General features: G+C 34.1%; 14 protein-coding genes and 1 tRNA gene. 9 read left to right on the top strand and 6 right to left on the bottom strand.

Annotation, left to right across the window (positions count from 1 at the left end; genetic code table 11):
- Window positions 1–21: 21 nt before the first annotated feature.
- A complete protein-coding gene (locus M9897_02515) occupies window positions 22–1,497 on the top strand; it encodes a THUMP domain-containing protein (protein MCO5267752.1) in 1,476 nt (491 codons plus the stop codon).
- Between the two features lie 6 nt (window positions 1,498–1,503).
- Here M9897_02515 and M9897_02510 read toward each other — a convergent pair whose 3' ends face one another.
- Window positions 1,504–3,795: an AAA family ATPase gene (locus tag M9897_02510; GenBank protein MCO5267751.1), complete on the bottom strand. Its 2,292-nt coding sequence runs from the start codon at window positions 3,793–3,795 to the stop codon at window positions 1,504–1,506.
- A 176-nt stretch (window positions 3,796–3,971) separates the two neighbouring features.
- On the opposite strand from M9897_02510, the gene M9897_02505 reads away from it, so the two are divergent.
- Window positions 3,972–5,183: a sensor histidine kinase gene (locus M9897_02505; GenBank protein ID MCO5267750.1), complete on the top strand. Its 1,212-nt coding sequence runs from the start codon at window positions 3,972–3,974 to the stop codon at window positions 5,181–5,183.
- Here the strand turns inward: M9897_02505 and secA are convergent.
- The 5 genes from secA to M9897_02480 all read right to left on the bottom strand — a co-directional run bounded on the left by secA (window position 5,180) and on the right by M9897_02480 (window position 12,644).
- Window positions 5,180–8,554 carry a preprotein translocase subunit SecA gene (gene secA / locus M9897_02500; GenBank protein ID MCO5267749.1) on the bottom strand — a complete coding sequence of 1,125 codons (3,375 nt, stop codon included), beginning with the start codon at window positions 8,552–8,554 and terminating at the stop codon, window positions 5,180–5,182. The genes M9897_02505 and secA overlap by 4 nt on opposite strands.
- 171 nt (window positions 8,555–8,725) lie before the next feature.
- On the bottom strand, window positions 8,726–8,947 hold the full coding sequence (locus M9897_02495) for a DUF2795 domain-containing protein (GenBank protein ID MCO5267748.1): 222 nt from the start codon (window positions 8,945–8,947) through the stop codon (window positions 8,726–8,728).
- 108 nt (window positions 8,948–9,055) lie between these two features.
- A complete protein-coding gene (locus tag M9897_02490; GenBank protein ID MCO5267747.1) occupies window positions 9,056–9,607 on the bottom strand; it encodes a cob(I)yrinic acid a,c-diamide adenosyltransferase in 552 nt (183 codons plus the stop codon).
- 86 nt (window positions 9,608–9,693) lie between these two features.
- Window positions 9,694–11,442, bottom strand: coding sequence for a T9SS type A sorting domain-containing protein (locus M9897_02485; GenBank protein MCO5267746.1), 1,749 nt, complete (start codon window positions 11,440–11,442; stop codon window positions 9,694–9,696).
- A 59-nt stretch (window positions 11,443–11,501) separates the two neighbouring features.
- Entirely contained in the window at window positions 11,502–12,644 is a 1,143-nt protein-coding gene (locus M9897_02480) for an acyl-CoA dehydrogenase (protein ID MCO5267745.1), read from the bottom strand.
- A gap of 121 nt (window positions 12,645–12,765) precedes the next feature.
- Here M9897_02480 and M9897_02475 point away from each other — a divergent pair, with 121 nt between their 5' ends.
- The 7 genes from M9897_02475 (at window position 12,766) to M9897_02445 (ending at window position 18,644) form a co-directional block, all read left to right on the top strand.
- On the top strand, window positions 12,766–13,836 hold the full coding sequence (locus tag M9897_02475) for an anhydro-N-acetylmuramic acid kinase (protein MCO5267744.1): 1,071 nt from the start codon (window positions 12,766–12,768) through the stop codon (window positions 13,834–13,836).
- A gap of 131 nt (window positions 13,837–13,967) precedes the next feature.
- Entirely contained in the window at window positions 13,968–15,326 is a 1,359-nt protein-coding gene (nhaD, locus tag M9897_02470; GenBank protein ID MCO5267743.1) for a sodium:proton antiporter NhaD, read from the top strand.
- Window positions 15,327–15,367: 41 nt separating this feature from the next.
- A complete protein-coding gene (locus M9897_02465) occupies window positions 15,368–16,072 on the top strand; it encodes a MotA/TolQ/ExbB proton channel family protein (protein ID MCO5267742.1) in 705 nt (234 codons plus the stop codon).
- An 11-nt stretch (window positions 16,073–16,083) separates the two neighbouring features.
- The gene (locus M9897_02460; protein MCO5267741.1) at window positions 16,084–16,518 is read left to right on the top strand and encodes a biopolymer transporter ExbD; all 435 of its coding nucleotides are present in this window, start codon (window positions 16,084–16,086) and stop codon (window positions 16,516–16,518) included.
- Between the two features lie 19 nt (window positions 16,519–16,537).
- Complete coding sequence (locus tag M9897_02455; GenBank protein MCO5267740.1) at window positions 16,538–17,269, top strand: hypothetical protein; 732 nt, start codon at window positions 16,538–16,540, stop codon at window positions 17,267–17,269.
- Window positions 17,270–17,297: 28 nt separating this feature from the next.
- Window positions 17,298–18,482 (top strand): Mur ligase family protein, encoded by a 1,185-nt coding sequence (locus M9897_02450; GenBank protein MCO5267739.1) that lies wholly within the window; start codon window positions 17,298–17,300, stop codon window positions 18,480–18,482.
- Window positions 18,483–18,569: 87 nt separating this feature from the next.
- Window positions 18,570–18,644 (top strand) — tRNA-Val (locus tag M9897_02445).
- Window positions 18,645–18,738 lie beyond the last annotated feature (94 nt).

Here is an 18,738-nt window from a genome sequence, read left to right as displayed (position 1 = left end):
TTTGCAAAATAGAAAGACTTCATGCAACAAGAATTAATTACCATAAAAACACTCTTTGGATTTGAGGAAATCCTGAAAGAAGAGCTCATTGAATTAGGTTATAATAATATTGAAATCTTAAACAGAGCTGTTCGAATTAAAGGAACATGGGAAGATGTGTATAGATTGAATTTTCGCTGCAGATTAGCTATCTCTGTACTAGTAGAAATTAAAACATTCTTTATCCACAAGGAAGATGATTTATATAAAGAAGCACGTAAGATTGATTGGACATCTTATTTTAAATTAGATAAAACTTTTGCAGTTAAAGGGGCTGTATTTTCTAATTTCTTTAAGCACACCCAATTCCCAATGTTGCTGATTAAGGATGCTATTGCAGACACTTTTCGAGATAAATATAATGAACGACCAGACGTAAACATTAAATCACCTCAAGTAATGTTTGACGTATATATTAAAGATAAAACTGTTACTATCTCTTTAAATACAAGTGGATTACCACTCTTTCAACGGGGTTATCGACAAGAAACAGGGGAAGCACCAATGAATGAGGTATTAGCAGCAGGTCTCCTTCGTTTATCTGGATGGGATAAGAAATCTACGTTGATTGATCCTATGTGTGGCTCAGGAACAATTGCTATTGAAGCTGCTTTACTGGCTGCTGATATTCCTGCCATGATAGAGAGAACACATTATGCTTTTAAAAATTTCAATTCATTTGATGAAGAAATTTGGGAAAAGGTTAGAAACGAGGCAAACAATAGACCTAAGAATTTAGGCTTTGACATTTTTGCTTATGATATAGATGCCGAAATGGTTCAAAAGGCCAAACGCAATAGTAGAATGGCCCCTATTGGAAATATGGTCTCCTTTGGAAGACAAGATTTCTTAACACTTGAAGCTCCAGTAGAGAAAGGGACTATCATCTGTAATCCTCCGTATGGAGAACGTATTGGAGAAGACGTTTCTGAACTATACCAAGGAATTGGGGATCATTTAAAGCATGCATTTAGTGGGTATAACTGCTGGCTTATTTCTTCAAACGAAGAGGCGCTCAAAAACATAGGATTAAAGCCAAGTCAGAAAATGAAAGTCTTCAATGGAAACCTAGAATGTAGCTTTCGGCAGTATAGTATGTTCGAGGGAAGTTTCAAAGAGTTCAAAGAAGGAAAAGAGGGCGATAAAGAAAAACCCCTTATACCAATAAAAGATAAGAAAGAGATTCATACGCCAAAACAAGCTGATACTTCTAGACTAAAAGAGAAAGAAAAGACTTCTAAATCAAGAACAAATACTAATCAAGGTAACAATAAATACTCGTTCTCTGAGAAACCGAAAAACTTAAAGGAACCGAAATCAGAAATTCAAAAAGAAAGTGAAACAAAAATTAGAAAAGAAGCTACAAAAAAAGAAGAGATTACTCCAATACTCCCTAAGCAATCTGATAAATACTCATTTAAAGACAAAATTGAAGAGTTAAAGAAGGAAAGAAAATAAATGAAGTCATTTAAGCAAGCTTGCATGATAGACCTTCAATTCCTCCCAAGTAATTGTATCTCCAACTTTTACTTTTGCCTCTGATAGTGAAGTGTCGATAGAATTTCCTAATATCTCTTTGAGATAAGTAAGCTTCTCTCTATCCAATACTTCCTCTACTCGTATTTGCTCCTCTTTAACCAATTTAGCCAAATGATTATACACCGTTTCTGTTTGAAGAATACGTTGATCAGCAATTTCAAAGACAGACATTCCAGACTTAAACATTTCTAACGTTTGCTCATAAGTAGAAGGTCCTTTAGGTTTTCTTTCTTTAGATTTACGTTCCTTTTTCTGTGTTTTTAAAAGCATACGTGTATCTATCTCTGCAGTTTGTTCAGGCAATTCTCTACGTAACTCTTCTTTTACAGTCTGTACCTTTATAATTTTAAAATTTTTAATCTGCTCATTCCATATAGCCTCTTTCGAAAGTTCTTCTCCATTTGCAAAATTTTGAATAAACTTTCGCATTTTTTTTAGTTCAGTGATTTCCTTAGTCATAAGATCATCCACTTCGATTAAACTCTCTACGTATTGTTTAACATTTGTCTTCTGCTGTAATAGAATTATTTGTTTCAAATTGTTTTTGAATACTTTATCAAGAGGTTCTATAAAATAGCTATATGCTGCTTCTATACGTTCGCTTAAATAGTTTGGGTCCATACGTCCAGGCAGGCAATACTTAAGTATCCAATCTCTAAATTTCTTAGCTGGTTCGAGAGTAGAAGTAAGTATATTTACTTGTTCCGTAACCCATTCTCTATTTTTCCCCATTTCACTTTTTAATCCTGCTGATTTATGCTCAGCCTCCAAAGCAAACCATTTACTTACTACCCCTTCCCAGTTAAAAGCACGCTGTAGGCGCTGTTGTATATACTGGATGGAGTTAACCTCTAAATTGTTCTGTAAGGTGGAACTATCTGCCTTATTTTGGGCATAATTCATGACATCTTGGTCATTACGTAATCCATTGAACCGTATAGGGGTTTTAAGTACCAAGCCCTTTAAACCAGTTAAGCGGGAAAGTGCTACATACGCTTGTCCAGGTGCAAATACTTGTGATAAATCCAATACTGCTTTATCAAAAGTTAACCCTTGACTCTTGTGTACAGTAATTGCCCAAGCCAATTTTATAGGGAAATGTGTAAAAGTTCCAATTACATCTTCTTCAATCTGTCCTGATAACTCGTTGAGGTTATACTTAATATTCTCCCAAACATAGGCATCAACTTTAATAATTTTGTTTTCCTCCGGAAAAAGCACTTTAATTTCGTTTGGAGATAATTCAACTATTCTTCCGATTTTACCATTATAATATTTTCGTTCGAAAGATGTATCATTTTTCAAAAACATAATTTGAGCGCCTACCTTTAACTTTAATGTAGAAGGAATAGGATAGATGTTTTCTAAAAAATCTTTTTCAATCTTAGCTTCGTATGATAATTCTTTACCTTCAAGAGCCCGTAAAGATTTCTCATTTATTTCATCTGCCAAAGCATTATGTGTAGTGATTGTAATAAAACCATCTTGCTTTGTTGAATCAAAATGAGGTTGCACATATTGATTTAATAAATCCAAACTTTTATCAGAAATACGGTTATTTCTAAGCTCTTCTAAAATATCAATAAACACAGGGTCACTTTGGCGATAAATTTTATCTAATTCAATATAAAGAGGAGCTTGCTCTTCTACCACTTTTGCATGAAAGAAAAAACTTCCATTATAATAACGACGAAAGATTTCTTCTTCTTCTCCTTTGATGATAGGTGGTAATTGCAACAAGTCTCCAATAAAAAGTACTTGTACCCCACCATACGGAGTATCATTTCGACGAATTCTACGCAGGGTAAAATCCATTGCATCCAGCAGGTCTGCACGCAACATACTTACCTCATCAATTATCAGCAATTCTATTTCTTGAAAAATAGCTCTACGCCTCTTATTTACACGAATATGCTGTGTTTGAAGAGTTGTTTTGGTATTAAACTGTCGATTTCCTGGTGTAAATGGAGCTTGTCCATCAATTGGAATAAATCCTCCAAAAGGCAATTGAAAGAATGAATGAATAGTTACTCCTCCTGCATTCAATGCAGCAATACCTGTAGGGGCAACTACTACAGTGTTCTTATGAGTAGTATCAATTATTTTCTTTAATAAGGTAGTTTTTCCCGTGCCCGCCTTCCCTGTTAAGAATATAGACTGATTCGTCTGATTAATAAATTTTTCTACAAATTCTGCAGGTGACTGAATGTCTCTCATCATCATTTTCATTTTATTTAATTTAGGTGGTTATTCATCAAATTTCCATTTAAGTTAATAAAAAATATTCAATCCAATCTATTTTATCATCAAATTTAATTCTCAGAGCTACATTTCTCCTTATTTGGTGATTACATAATTTTATTTATCTTAGTATAAACTTTAACTACTTACCATTGAGAATTGAAGAGATCATCCAAAAGAGACTTCGTGAATATGTCTATTACATATGTATAGTTTCCGCACCTTTATGGGGACTTGCAACTATTTTTGATTATTTCTATGCTCCATACATTTTTTATCAATTTCTGCCTACAAGACTTATTGGGATGCTGGTTTCTTTTCTCTTACTTTACCTTATTAAGAGAACTAACACTTCTGAAACTATAATTATATCATGTATTTATCTGAGTTTTATAGGAGCTGGAACATATATGATGATCTATACGGATAAGGAGCATGTAGGTCTCTACTTCAATAATATGATTATAATGATGCTAGGAATAAGCTACATCCTAAACTATAGAGTGCAAGAAATTATTATTTTCAGTATTATTAATTTAATTTGTTTTCCGCTCATTCTCCTCTTTGGAATTGCAGGCGTCTCCTTTATCTTAGCAAATGGCGGGATTCTTTATATAGCTTTAGTTATTGTTATGATTATCTTAGGTATCTTACGTATGAAAAGAGCTATGTATAGCGCTACTATGGTACTTGATATACAAAAAGCAGAACAAGTAATGCAGGTAAATTTACAATTAGAAGAATCTCTTAAAGAAAAAGAAACCTTATTAAAAGAAATACATCACCGCGTGAAAAATAATATGCAAATTATTTCAAGTATTCTTAGAATTCAAAATTCATACATTAAGGATGAAACCATTAAAGGAGCTCTAAGTGACAGTGTTTCTAGAATCAATAGTATGTCTGCCATACACGAGAAATTATATACTTCAAAAAACTTTGCATCTATTGATTTTAAAAGTTATCTCTCCGAATTAATTTCAAACATTATACAAACTTATAAAAGTGACCCCAACCTTCATATAGAGATAAACACAGAAATCGATTCCTTCTGCCTCAATATTAATCAAGCCATACCGTGTGGATTACTCGTTAATGAAATTTTTACTAATGCAGTTAAATATGCATTTAAAAATAGAACCGAGGGTAAGATTTGTGTACGAGTTGAAGAAAAAGACAAGCTAGTTCATCTAACCATTAAAGATAACGGGATAGGCTTTACTCCTAACTTTAACAATTCAGAAACTGTAGGATTACAACTAATAGAATCTCTTGTAGAACAACTAGAAGGGTCTATGGATGTTGTTTCCCAAAACGGAGTTTCCTATCTTATACGTTTTCCTTTAGAAAATATAATGGATTAAGCGTTCTTTCCGTGGCAATTCTTATATTTTTTACCACTTCCACAAGGGCATTCGTCATTACGATTTATCTTCTTCTCTGCAACAATAGGTTGTTGCTTTGGCATACTCTGTTGCTGAGATTGAGCAATTGCTTCTTCATATCCCTGACTTCCTTGAAAGCGTTGCGGAGTTCCTCCTCCAGCTTGCGCTTGCTGATTCACTCTAGCCTGCGCATAACTATTGCTCTGTTTAGTTGCATTACTTTGAACAGAAGGAGTACTATCTTGAACAGGAATAATTCCTTTAATCAGAAACTCTGCCGTATCTTTATTTAATCTATTCATCATATCTCTGAATAGATTATAAGATTCCAATTTATATACTAGAAGAGGATCTTTTTGTTCGTGACGCGCTTGCTGAACAGATTGTTTCAAATCATCCATCTCTCTAAGATGCTCTTTCCACTCATTGTCAATTAAGCCTAATGTAACAGCTTTCTCAAATTGTTTGATAATAGAATGTCCATGTGTATCATGCCCTTCTTGGATGGTTGTAGATACTTCAATGCCTTTTTGTCCATCAGTAAATGGCACACGAATATGTCGGGTTCTATTTTCTGGCTGTCCATAATGAACCTCTACATTCTGATATACTAAATCCGCAATTCTCTTATTCTTAGCATCGTATTTATCCAAAGCAGCGTTATAGACTTTATTAACAACCTCTTCTTTGTTCTTACCTGAGAATTCATCAACTGTTATTGGAGACTGTAATCCTAAAATGCGAATTAATTCAATTTCAAAGTCTTTAAACCCTTCTTTTCCACTGTAACTATTAACAATTTCCTCTACGGAGTCATAGAACATATTAGCGATATCTAAATCCAAACGCTCTCCAAACAAAGCATTCTTACGTTTTCTATATATAGCCTTACGTTGAGCATTCATTACATCGTCATATTCCAATAAATGCTTACGCATACCAAAGTTATTCTCTTCAACCTTTTTCTGTGCTCTTTCAATAGATTTAGTAATTAAACTATGTTGAATAACTTCCCCATCTTTTAACCTTACCATTCTACTATCCATTACTTTAGCAATTCGCTCAGAACCGAATTTACGCATTAAATCATCTTCCAGAGACACAAAGAATTGAGAAGAACCTGGATCTCCCTGACGACCAGAACGTCCGCGTAACTGTCTATCTACCCTTCTAGAATCGTGTCGTTCTGTACCAATAATAGCTAATCCTCCTGCTTCTCTTACGCCTTCTCCTAACTTAATGTCGGTACCTCGACCAGCCATGTTTGTTGCAATGGTAACTTTGCCAGCTTTACCTGCTTCTGCAACAATTTCAGATTCTTGTTGGTGATGTTTCGCATTTAATACGTTGTGAGGGATTCCTTTCATTTTCAACATTCTGCTCAATAATTCAGAAATCTCAACTGTTGTTGTTCCTACGAGAACTGGTCTGCCAATTCCCACCAAACGTTCAATCTCATCAATAACAGCATTATATTTTTCTCTTGCAGTTTTAAATACTAAATCTTCTTCATCTGCTCTTGCTATTGGTTTATTCGTAGGAATAACTACGACATCTAATTTATAGATATCCCAAAACTCTTTTGCCTCTGTTTCAGCTGTACCAGTCATACCTGCAAGTTTGTGGTACATTCTAAAATAGTTTTGAAGAGAAATCGTTGCATAGGTTTGAGTGGCGTCTTCTACCTTTACATTCTCTTTAGCCTCGATTGCTTGATGTAATCCATCTGAATATCTACGACCTTCCATAATACGACCGGTAGATTCATCCACAATTTTTACTTTCCCATCGGCAATGACGTATTCAACTTCAATTTCAAACAGTGTATAAGCCTTTAGTAATTGATTCACACTATGAATTCTTTCAGACTTAATACCATATTCACGAATCAATTCTTCTTTCTTATTAGCCTTTTCTTCTATGTTTATATCAGCATTTTCAATTTTCGCCATTTCTGCTCCAAAATCAGGCATGATATAAAATGTAGGATCGTCAGTTCCTGACATTAAATCAATTCCTCTATCTGTCAGATCAATTGTATTGTTTTTTTCGTCAATTACAAAATAAAGTTCATTATCAATAATAGGCATGTGTTTATTCTGCTCAGCCATATAGAAATTCTCTGTTTTTTGTAAATGGGCTTTGATTCCAGGCTCAGAAAGGAATTTAATAAGTGCTTTATTTTTTGGAAGACCTCTGTGAGCACGTAATAATTTCTGACCACCCTCATCTAGGAGTCTTTTCATCTCCTTCTTATCTTCGATAGGTTCATTTATTACTGCTAAATCTTTTTTAGCTTCGGCCAAAATCTTATTGATTAACTGTCGTTGTGCATTGACAACTCTTTCCACAACAGGTTTTAATGCTACATATTCTTGTTCATCACCTCTAGGAGTAGGTCCTGATATAATCAAAGGAGTTCGTGCATCGTCAATCAATACAGAGTCAACCTCATCGACAATAGCATAGTGGTGTTTCTTTTGAACCAAACTTTCCACATCTCCTGACATATTATCGCGCAAATAGTCAAAACCAAATTCATTATTTGTTCCAAAAGTAATATTAGCCAAATATGCCTGTCTCCTTGATTCAGAATTAGGCTTATGTTTATCTATACAATCAACGGTTAAACCATGAAATTGGTAAAGAGGGCCCATCCATTCACTATCACGTCGTGCTAGGTAATCATTTACAGTTACCAGATGTACTCCTTTCTCTGCAAGTGCATTCAAATATACGGGAAGAGTAGCTACCAACGTTTTTCCTTCTCCTGTCTGCATTTCTGCAATACTTCCTTCATGCAAAACAGCACCTCCCATAATCTGAACATCGTAATGCACCATGTTCCATTCTACCTTATTCCCAGCTGCTGTCCATGAATTTTTCCAAATAGCCTTATCACCTTCAATCGTTAAGCCATCGAAGTGTTTTGCCATATCTCTATCATAATCAGTAGCAGTAACAACCAGTTGCTTATTTTCCGTCCATCTTCTAGCAGTTTCTCTAACAGTAGCAAAAGCATCAGGCAAAATATCTTTAAGAACCTCTTCTATTTTACTATCTAACTCCTCTTTCAATTTATCTACTTCGGCAAATATCTCTTCTTTGTCTGTTACATTCGTATCTGGATGATTTCCTTTCGCTTCAAGTTCTGCAATTTGATCCCCGATACCTTTTGTTTCAGATTGAATTTTCTCTTTAAAAGTAGTAGTTCTTTTCCTAAGATCATCATCGCTAATATGCATAATAGATGAATGAATCTGGTTTACTGCATCTATGATGGGTTGGAAAGTCTTTCTATCTTTTGCTGACTTATCTCCTAATAATTTCTTTAATAGTCCTACTACCATTTTGTATTTTTGTTTAAGGCTTCAAAATTAAAATAATAATACTGTCTTTGAAGCATAAGATAATAAAATTAACAGTTTTTTAGTAGCACAAATTATTCCAATAACATCCTAACTGTCAAACTGTCGTATATAAACAAAAAAAGCCTTGTGCAAGGCTTTTTTTATGGGATTTTAATATTCATCTTCATTAAAGAAAAAATCTTCTTTAGATGGATAATCAGGCCAGATATCTTCCATACTTTCATAAATTTCTCCTTCATCCTCAAGGCTCTGCAAACTTTCAACTACTTCAAGAGGAGCTCCTGTTCTAATTGCATAATCAATTAACTCATCTTTTGCTGCCGGCCATGGAGCATCTTCTAAATAAGAAGCTAATTCTAGTGTCCAGTACATATTATCTTAATTTTTAATAGGTTATTATCTTATAATTTGTTGTTTCCTTTTTTATCAGGAGCGCAAAAATATAATTATTTTTATTAAATACAAATTATAGTTACACAATTATTTTCTTGCTTGCCATTCTACCTCTTTTATATTATTATCAAAGGCGATTTTTCGAGTCAATACAAAGAGATAATCACTTAATCTATTAAGATATTTGAGGCTGATTCTATATTGTTCACTCTCATCTTCTATACCTACAGCCAATCTTTCAGCTCTTCTACATACACATCTGGCAATATGACAGAATGAAAGTAATTTTGAACCCCCGGGTAATACAAATTTTGTAAGAGGAGGCAACGTATCATTCATTTCATCAATTGCATTTTCGAGAAAAATAATATCATTTTCAAAAACAGGTGGTAGACTCATTTTCACTCCTTCTGGCTGAGATGCAAAAATTGTTTCAATGGTAAATAATCTGTCTTGAATTTCTATTAATTGATTGTATTGCTCAGGTAGTATTTCACGATGATCTCTTAGTAAACCCACCCATGAATTCAATTCATCAACGGTGCCATAAGTTTCTACACGAATATCATTTTTAGCTACTCTTTTTCCTCCGATTAATGCCGTTGTTCCCTTATCTCCTGTTTTTGTATATACTTTCATGATATATCTAAAATTTAGATGATGAAAGTACAAAAAAAAATGGAGCACTCACTGAATGCTCCATTTAAAATTTATAATTGTAATTATTAATCTACAATAATCTTTTTAACTATTCTTCCGTTTTCGTTTGAAACATTTACAAAGTAAATACCAGCACCAAAAGAACTTAAATCAATAACTTCATTTGTAGTTGAAGCTGTTGTTAAAATATTCTTTCCTGTAACATCTGTAATTACAATTGTATTACGAGCATTAGCATCGTTTGTAACAGTAATAATACCTGATGTTGGGTTTGGATAGACACTTACTCCAGTTAATTCATTACTATTCAATCCATTTGTTACTTCTTCAGTTAAACGAACCATAAGTGCGCTTGGGCTACCTAAATAATATCTTGTTCCGCCTGCATCGTAACCTAAAACAGTTTGCTCTGTTGTAGATTGAGCACCTAGGAATGCAACATCATCATTACCAGTACCTCCATCACCAAAGTGGTGAGCCATTACCAATACAACAGATCCCGCTGGAATAGTTACAGGACCTCCATCTAGTGGAAGGGTAACAAAAGCACCTAAATCTTCAGTAGCAATAGTATGTACATCAGAATCAACTAAATATTCAAAATCATCTCCTGTACTATTTAAGATTTCGATAGAAGCATCAAATAATTGTCCAACAGCATTTGGTTGGTTATTTGCTAAAGCCACTTGAACACCAGTAATAGTCATATCATCAAATATTTCCATGACATTACCAATTTTAAATTCTTTCCCTCCATTACTAGAAAAGTTTGAAATTGCACTCTTTGCTGTTCCGTTATCTCTTCCGTAAACAAATTGAGTTCTGTTGATTTCATATTTATTAATTCCAGTATAATTATTTGCGCCTCCAGAGAGAGAAGCTACGAAATTAACTGTATAAGCACCTACAGCAGTTGGAATCATAAATGGTTCCGCAATTGATAATGAATCCATTGCTCCTGGTGCAATAACTTTTGAGTTACTGCTTTCAGTGTAAGAAGGTCCTGTAGCATCTATTGTAACTGTTTGTGATTGACCACCAACATTACTAGCATAAATACCAAAAGTTAATCCAGGAAAACTAGCTTGAGAAGCAGGAATATAGAAATAATCTAAGCCTTCAGTTGTTCCTATTTCTGTAGCTTGGAAAAGTTTTGAGATTTCAACATTATTATCAAATGGCTCAACAAGTTTTACATCATCCACCATCCAAGCATAATCACATCCACCTACGTATCTAAAAGCTACATACGCTGTAGAAGACCCACCTATACCTACTGTAGGAATAGAAACAATTGTTGGATTAGCCGAACTTTCATTTACAACAAGTGATGTATGTACTTCAACCCATGCCCAATTAGTTGCATCTGTAGAGAATCCTACGAAACATTGACCTTGAAACTTTCTATAATATGACTCAAAAGTAAGGTTTGCATTAGCAAATCCGGATAAATCAATTGGAGTTGTATTGTATATATAAGCATTTTGATTTCCAGAACACATTAAGTCAGAATCAAATAATGCATATCCATTTGCTTTTGAAGTGGAATTGATTGGATCTATTGGGAAATCTCCTGAAGGGACTGCTGTTCCAATCACCCAGTTATCCATTCCAACTACAGCTACTTTTGTCCAATCTGTAGCATTAGAAAAATCATTTTGCCAAATAATATCTCCCTCTGCTTTATTTGTAACATCACTCGCTGTTGCTTCTACAACAGTTTTATTCTTAGCTACGCTCATTGTTGGGTAATTTTGTGCCAAAACGAGGCCGCTACCCATAATAGTAATTAAACCTAAATAAATTCTTTTCATATTTTGTTTTTTTTAATTGAATTTCAAATTTAAGACAATTTATTAATAATGCCAAATAATTATCCTTTTATAACATTACGAGAGATTACAATCTTCTGAATTTCAGATGTTCCTTCATAAATTTGTGTGATTTTAGCGTCACGCATCAATCGCTCTACATGGTACTCTTTTACATATCCATAACCTCCATGAATCTGAACAGCTTCACTTGTTACAGTTTGTGCGATTTCGGAAGCATACAATTTTGCCATAGCACTGGAAGTGTCAAAATTCACATGCTGATCTTTCTCCCAAGCCGCTTTATGAACCATTAAACGTGCTGTCTCTACTTGTGTGGCCATGTCAGCTAATTTAAAAGCAACAGCTTGGTGCTCATTAATCGGTTTTCCAAATGCTTGCCTTTCTTTAGAGTAAGCAACAGCTAAATCCAAAGCTCCTGCTGCAATACCTAAGGCTTGAGCTGCAATACCTATTCTACCACCAGATAATGTCTTCATGGCAAATTTGAATCCAAATCCGTCTTCTCCAATTCGATTTTCCTTTGGTACTTTTACATTTGTGAACCCTAGACTATGCGTATCACTTCCACGGATACCCATTTTATTTTCTTTTGGACCTACTTCAAATCCTTCCATTCCTCTTTCAACGATTAGGACATTAATTCCGTGGTGACCTTTTTCTGGATGTGTTTGTGCAACCACTAAATAAATAGATGCTGTAGAACCATTTGTAATCCAGTTTTTAGTGCCATTTAGAAGATAATAATCACCTTTATCTTCTGCTGTTGTACGTTGTGAAGTAGCATCTGATCCTGCTTCTGGTTCTGAAAGACAAAAAGCGCCAATTTTTTCTCCTTTTGCAAGTGGAACTAAATATTTTTGTTTTTGTTCTTCTGTTCCAAACATCTCTAATCCCCAACAAACCAATGAGTTATTTACACTCATGCAAACGGATACTGAAGCATCAACCTTAGATATCTCTTCCATTGCTAATGCATACGAAATAGTATCCATACCACCACCACCATATTTAGGGTCGACCATCATTCCTAAGAATCCAAGTTCTCCCAATTGTTTCAATTCTTCATGAGCTACTCTCTGATTATCATCTCGCTCAATAACTGTTGGTTTTAATACATTCTGTGCAAAGTCACGTGCCGCATCACGTACTGCTTTTTGCTCCTCGGTTAATTCAAAATTCATTTTACGTATTTTAATTTAAATAGCTTAATTTATCTTATTCATGAAAAAAGATTTTCATAATAATTTGATTTTTCACAAAAATAATTGAAATATTTAAACTCTGTTAAATAATTTGTCAATAGTGGGTAAATATCATGTTATTGGTTTAATGTCAGGAACTTCTTTAGATGGAGTGGATGTTGTAGAAGTTGAGTTTTTTCTGAATGATAAAAATCGATGGGAGTTTAAAGTTTTAAACTGCCATTTATTTCCATATAATAAGATGACTTATTTAGAATTAAAAGAGGCCTATTCATTTAAAACTCCTGAAATTCTTGAACTTAGTTCTAAGTTGGGAAAGTATTATGGCGAAATAGTAAATGACTTCATTGACCAATATTCCATTGACAAGAATACTATTGATTTTATTGCTAGTCATGGGCAAACCATTTTCCATCAACCTGATAAAGGATATACACTTCAAATTGGAAATGGACCAGAATTAGCTGTTACCACTAATCTACCAACAGTAGTTGATTTTCGCACAAAAGATGTTGCTTTAGGAGGAAATGGAGCACCATTAATTCCAGTGGCTGATTTCTTGTTGTTCAAACAATATGCTGATACTTTTTTAAATCTAGGAGGCTTTAGTAATTTTTCATTTCTGAAAGAGAATCAAGTTTATTCTTATGATATCTGTCCAGTTAATATCGTAATTAATAAAATTATGCAGGAACAAGGTAAAGAATATGATGATAGAGGGAATTTTGGAAAAACAGGAATTATTAATCAGGAATTATTACAAAAATTAAATAGACTCAATTATTATCAACAATCCTTTCCAAAATCTTTAGGTTGGGAATGGGTAGAAGAACATATATTACCTTTACTTTCTTTGGAACCAAACATTCAGAACCAGGTTCGAACCCTGTACGAACATTTTGCAAATCAGATAGGAAAATCATTAGATGATACACATGCAAAAACAACCTTAGTCACAGGAGGTGGTGCAAAAAACAATTTTCTCATAGAACGTATTCAATCAAATACTAAAAGTAAAATTATTTTACCTGACAGTAGAATCATTGATTTTAAAGAAGCGATTGGTTTTGCTTTTCTTGGACTTTTACGTTGGAGAAATGAAACAAATGTATGGGCAAGTGTAACAGGAGCAAGGAGAGATTCATGTTCGGGAAATATTGTAATACCATAGGTGATCTGAATATGGAGATTTATGCACATTCAACCGTTTATCATTTATTTTGCTGAAAAGAATATCAGTATCAAATTATTTCTAAATTTGTTCAGTAAATTAACATTATTTAAAAACTAAACTATAAGAAAATGATTACTTTCATTGTCCTTGTCTTCGTTATCGGTTATACAGCTATAACTCTTGAGGATAAATTAAAATTAGATAAATTAATCCCTGCACTTTTAATGATGGTGGTCGCTTGGGCTGCTATATTTTTAGATGTAAGCGCTTTTACTGAATGGTTTAACTCAGGTGAAAAGGCTCTCATTGATATTACTGGTCTAGGAGAAGCTGCACGAATGGATCTAGTACATGAATCTTTAGCGCATCATTTTGAGGAAACTGCTGAAATTCTAATCTTTCTTCTAGGAGCAATGACAATCGTTGAAATCATTGAGCATTTCGATGGCTTCTCTACTATTAAGAAATTTGTAAAAACACATTCAAAAAGATCTTTACTTTGGATTATCGCATTTTTGGCCTTTGTTTTATCTTCTATTATTGATAATTTAACCTCAACTATCGTATTGATTTCTATACTGAGAAAATTATTAGATAAGAATGAAGATAGAATCTGGTATGCTGGTCTTATTGTTATTGCTGCAAATGCAGGGGGTGCTTGGTCCCCAATTGGTGATGTAACTACTACTATGCTTTGGATTGGAAACAAAGTAACAGCACCTAAATTAATGGAGTATTTATTTATTCCTTCTTTAATATGTTTTATAATCCCTACCGCTATTGCAAGTTTCATGAAACCATTTAAAGGAACTTTTGATTTACCACAAGAAGAGAAGGTTGACCCAAATGCTTCAACTATGATGTATCTAGGTTTGATAATGATTGTGATGGTTCCGGTATTGAAAACAGTTATTGGTTTGCCTCCTTTTATGGGAATGATGTTCTCTTTAGCTATTGTAGCTATAGTAGCTGAATTAAAAGCTCACAAACAATTGAAAGCACTTTCTATGTCAGGTGACGCAAATGACGAAGACCATCACGCAGGAAAAGGTCCATTAGTAGGAGCGCTTTCAAGAATCGAAATGCCATCTATACTATTCTTCTTAGGTATCTTGTTAACTGTTGGCGCTCTTGAATCTATCGGTGTAATCTTTAACTTTGGACAAACAGTAAGCGCAAGCATGGGCGAATCTCCTTTTATTATTGTACTAGGTTTGGCTTCAGCTGTAATTGATAACGTTCCATTAGTAGCGGCTAGTATGGGAATGTTTACCGAAGGTATAGATGAATTGGTATGGCATTTTATTGCATACAGTGCAGGTACTGGAGGTTCCATTTTGATCATTGGTTCTGCAGCAGGAGTTGTGGCTATGGGAATGGAGAAAATCAATTTCTTTTGGTATGTAAAGAATATTTCTCTATTAGCCATGTTAGGATTTTTTGGAGGAGCAGGATGGTACTTAATGGAAAGAGCTATTTTTGGATAGTTCGTATATAACAAAACAATTTTTATTTCGTTGATATAAGTATGGGAATTTCATTTTTATTACAAATCGCAAATGACTCTGTTTCTACAGGAGTAAATGAGGGTTATAAAGAAGTGGCTATTTGGGAAGCTGTCGCTGAGGCATGCAACACTGCAATAGGATTAATCATTATGGTCGTGTTGGCTATTATGTCCGTGTATGCAGTATATGTGTTTGTGGAACGATTTTTAGCTTTAAGAAGAGCCTCTAAAGCACAACCTAACTTTATTTCTGAAATAAAAAGATTTCTATCCGAAGGGAAAATAGATGAAGCAAAGAATCTGTGTATCCGTACGGATTCCCCATCTGCTAGAATGTTGGAAAAAGGAATAGATCGCATAGGAAAACCTATCGATATTATTTCATCTACTATTGAAAATACAGGAAAGTTAGAAATTGCTCGACTAGAGCAAAGATTAAGTTTTTTAGCGAGTGCTTCTGGTTCTGGTCCTATGATTGGTTTCTTGGGAACAGTTATCGGTATGGTTCAGACATTTAATGCTATGAAATTCCTAGACACTCTTGATCTGGGCACTATCGCACCAGGTATTATGACTGCAATGATTACAACTGTAGCTGGATTAATTGTAGGTATTGTAGCGTTTATGGGATATAACTATTTAGTTTCTCAAATTTCAAAAGTAGTTTACCGTATGGAAAATGACGCTATGGAATTTATGGATGTTTTAAATACTCCTTCAAAATAGAAAGATAAAGAATGAATCTTAGATCTCAAAATAAGGTAAAGGTAGAAGGGGGAATGGCCTCTATGACAGATTTAGTGTTCTTGTTGTTGGTATTCTTCATTATTATGAGCACCATGTCAGAAAAGAACACTCCTGTTGAGTTACCCCAACCGAATGAAACATTAGAGACTTCAAAAGAAAATACAACAACAACTATTGTGGTTACTGAGAATGACTTGTATCAGATTATGTTAAGTGATGAAAAAAATACACAGAATCCATTTGGCATAAAAACAGATGGCGCAACTTATGATCAGATTCATGATTTCTTAATTCAGGAGGTTGAGAAGACCCCTGAAATGAAAGTTAAAATTGCAGGTGCTCGAAAGGCATCTTATGAAGCTGTTTTCCAGATTCTGGCTTTATCAAAGTCTAGAGGCTGGAAACCAGTTCTTGCCTATGATTAATAACTTAAAATAGTGCGTTATGGCTGTAGTTCCGATAGTTGATAAGTCCGATAATCGCAATGGGATTATTATAGCGATAATATATGTATTATCACTTCTCTTTATTCTTTTCTTTATTAAGTATAGTGAGCCTGATCCTCCAAAAATAACAGTACCTATTCCTATTATATTAGGAGAAGAAGGAATTACCGATTTTGATATCAATAATGGTGGCGGAGGTTCTCCAAGCGAACAAGTAAATCCTCTTCCACAACCAACTAAAAATGAGCCTAAAGAACAAGCTACTCAAAAGGAGGATTCCCCTGTAAAAGTCACTTCTGGAAAAGGGAAAACAGAAGGAAAACAATCCAATACTGAAAATACAAGTGCTCCAAACCCTTTTTCTGGAACTGGAACTGGTGGACAAGGTAAGGATGGTACTGGACCTGGATTAGGTTCTGATAATGGTCCTGGTTCAGGTGCAGGAGATCCTGGCACTGGCTCAAAAGGAAAAACTCGGATAAGAACAAAAAATATTACATCTAAGCCTCACACCATAAACAACGAGAAATGTGAAGTTGCACTTAAATTAACCATAGATGCGCAAGGTAAAGTAGTGCGTGTAGATGTTATTCGTGATAAAACAACCACTACTAATCAAAAGCTAATAGACGAAGTAGTGGAACTTGCTAAGCAAGAAGTTCGTTATGAGGCAAAAGATGGTGCTCAAAATGAAATAGCTTATTATACGGTTACTGTGCGCCCAAGCTAAGATGGATGATTCTTTATACAAAAAAAAGGTGGATTGGTTGTTCAATCAGTTTCCAGCTTTTCAAAAAATTGGTAATACTGCATTTAAACCGACATTAGATAACACTAGAAAATTAGTGTCCGTTCTCAATGTGCCTATTGAAAAAATGAAGTTCATACATATAGCGGGTACAAATGGTAAAGGAACAACTTGTAGCATTATTGCCAGTACATTAACTGAATCAGGGAAGAAAGTTGGGTTATTCACATCACCACATATCAAAGATTTTCGTGAGCGTATTCGTATAAATGGAGAAATGATCTCTGAAGAAGAAGTGGTAAATTATATTTCTAAATTTCAGGAATTAAAGTTTACTATTTCGCCCTCCTTTTTTGAGATGAGTTGGGTTATGGCTCTCTCCTATTTTTATCAAAAGAAATGTGATATTATTGTTGTAGAGACAGGATTAGGAGGAAGATTAGACGCAACCAATATCATACATCCCATTTTAACAATCATAACAAATATTGGATTAGACCATACAGCGATATTAGGAGATACACGCGAGCAGATAGCCAATGAAAAAGCAGGAATTATCAAAGCAAAGATTCCCATAATTATTGGAGAAAGCGATAAAGAGCTGGATCAAATCTTTAGAAATAAAGCTAAGAAAGAAAAAGCTCCAATCTCATTTATATCAAAAGAAACCGATTCAACAGTTTTTGAACATAACAAACAAGTAGCATTCACTGCCATAGATGATTTTCTACTCAAAGACACACCAAAACTTATTCGGAATAATTTTAAAAAAAGAGCTATTGACAATCTATGGAAAAATAGTGGATGGATAGTGCGTAAACAGATATATAGTATAAATCCACTAATCATTTTGGATGTAGCTCACAATCAAATGGGGGTTGAACGACTTATTCATGATATTCAGATGGAATACCCTACCAAACAAATTCGTGCACTTTATGGAGCATCTAATGACAAAAACATATTAAAAATTATTCAATTATTTCCCAAAGGCTGGATATACTACATTTCTGAATTTAAAAACAAACGTTCTACAACAATAGAAGAATTTAAGCAAATAGAACATCTAAATCAATTGAATATCAGCTATTTCAATGATGTAAAGAAAGCTTTTCAAATAGCAAAAGAAAGTACACTGGAGGATGAATTACTTCTTGTCTTTGGGAGTTTCTATTTATTAGAAGAAATTATTTAAAAAAAATAAGAAAACTAGGTATCTATTTAAAAAATGTGATTATATTTGCCCCCGCATTGCTATTAACGAATAGCAATTAAAAAAATAGGGCTCTTAGCTCAGCTGGTTCAGAGCACCTGCCTTACAAGCAGGGGGTCACAGGTTCGAATCCTGTAGGGCCCACGTAAAAATCAAAATCCTGATAGCGAACTATCGGGATTTTTTTTTAAAACAAGATTCATTTATTAAAGATTACAAAAAAGGCATGACAAAGTCA

Source organism: Brumimicrobium sp. (genome assembly GCA_023957385.1).
In the GTDB taxonomy this organism is placed as follows: domain Bacteria; phylum Bacteroidota; class Bacteroidia; order Flavobacteriales_D; family Crocinitomicaceae; genus Brumimicrobium.
The sequence above is the reverse complement of the archived record's forward strand: the minus strand, read 5'-3'. Positions and strand labels throughout refer to the sequence as shown.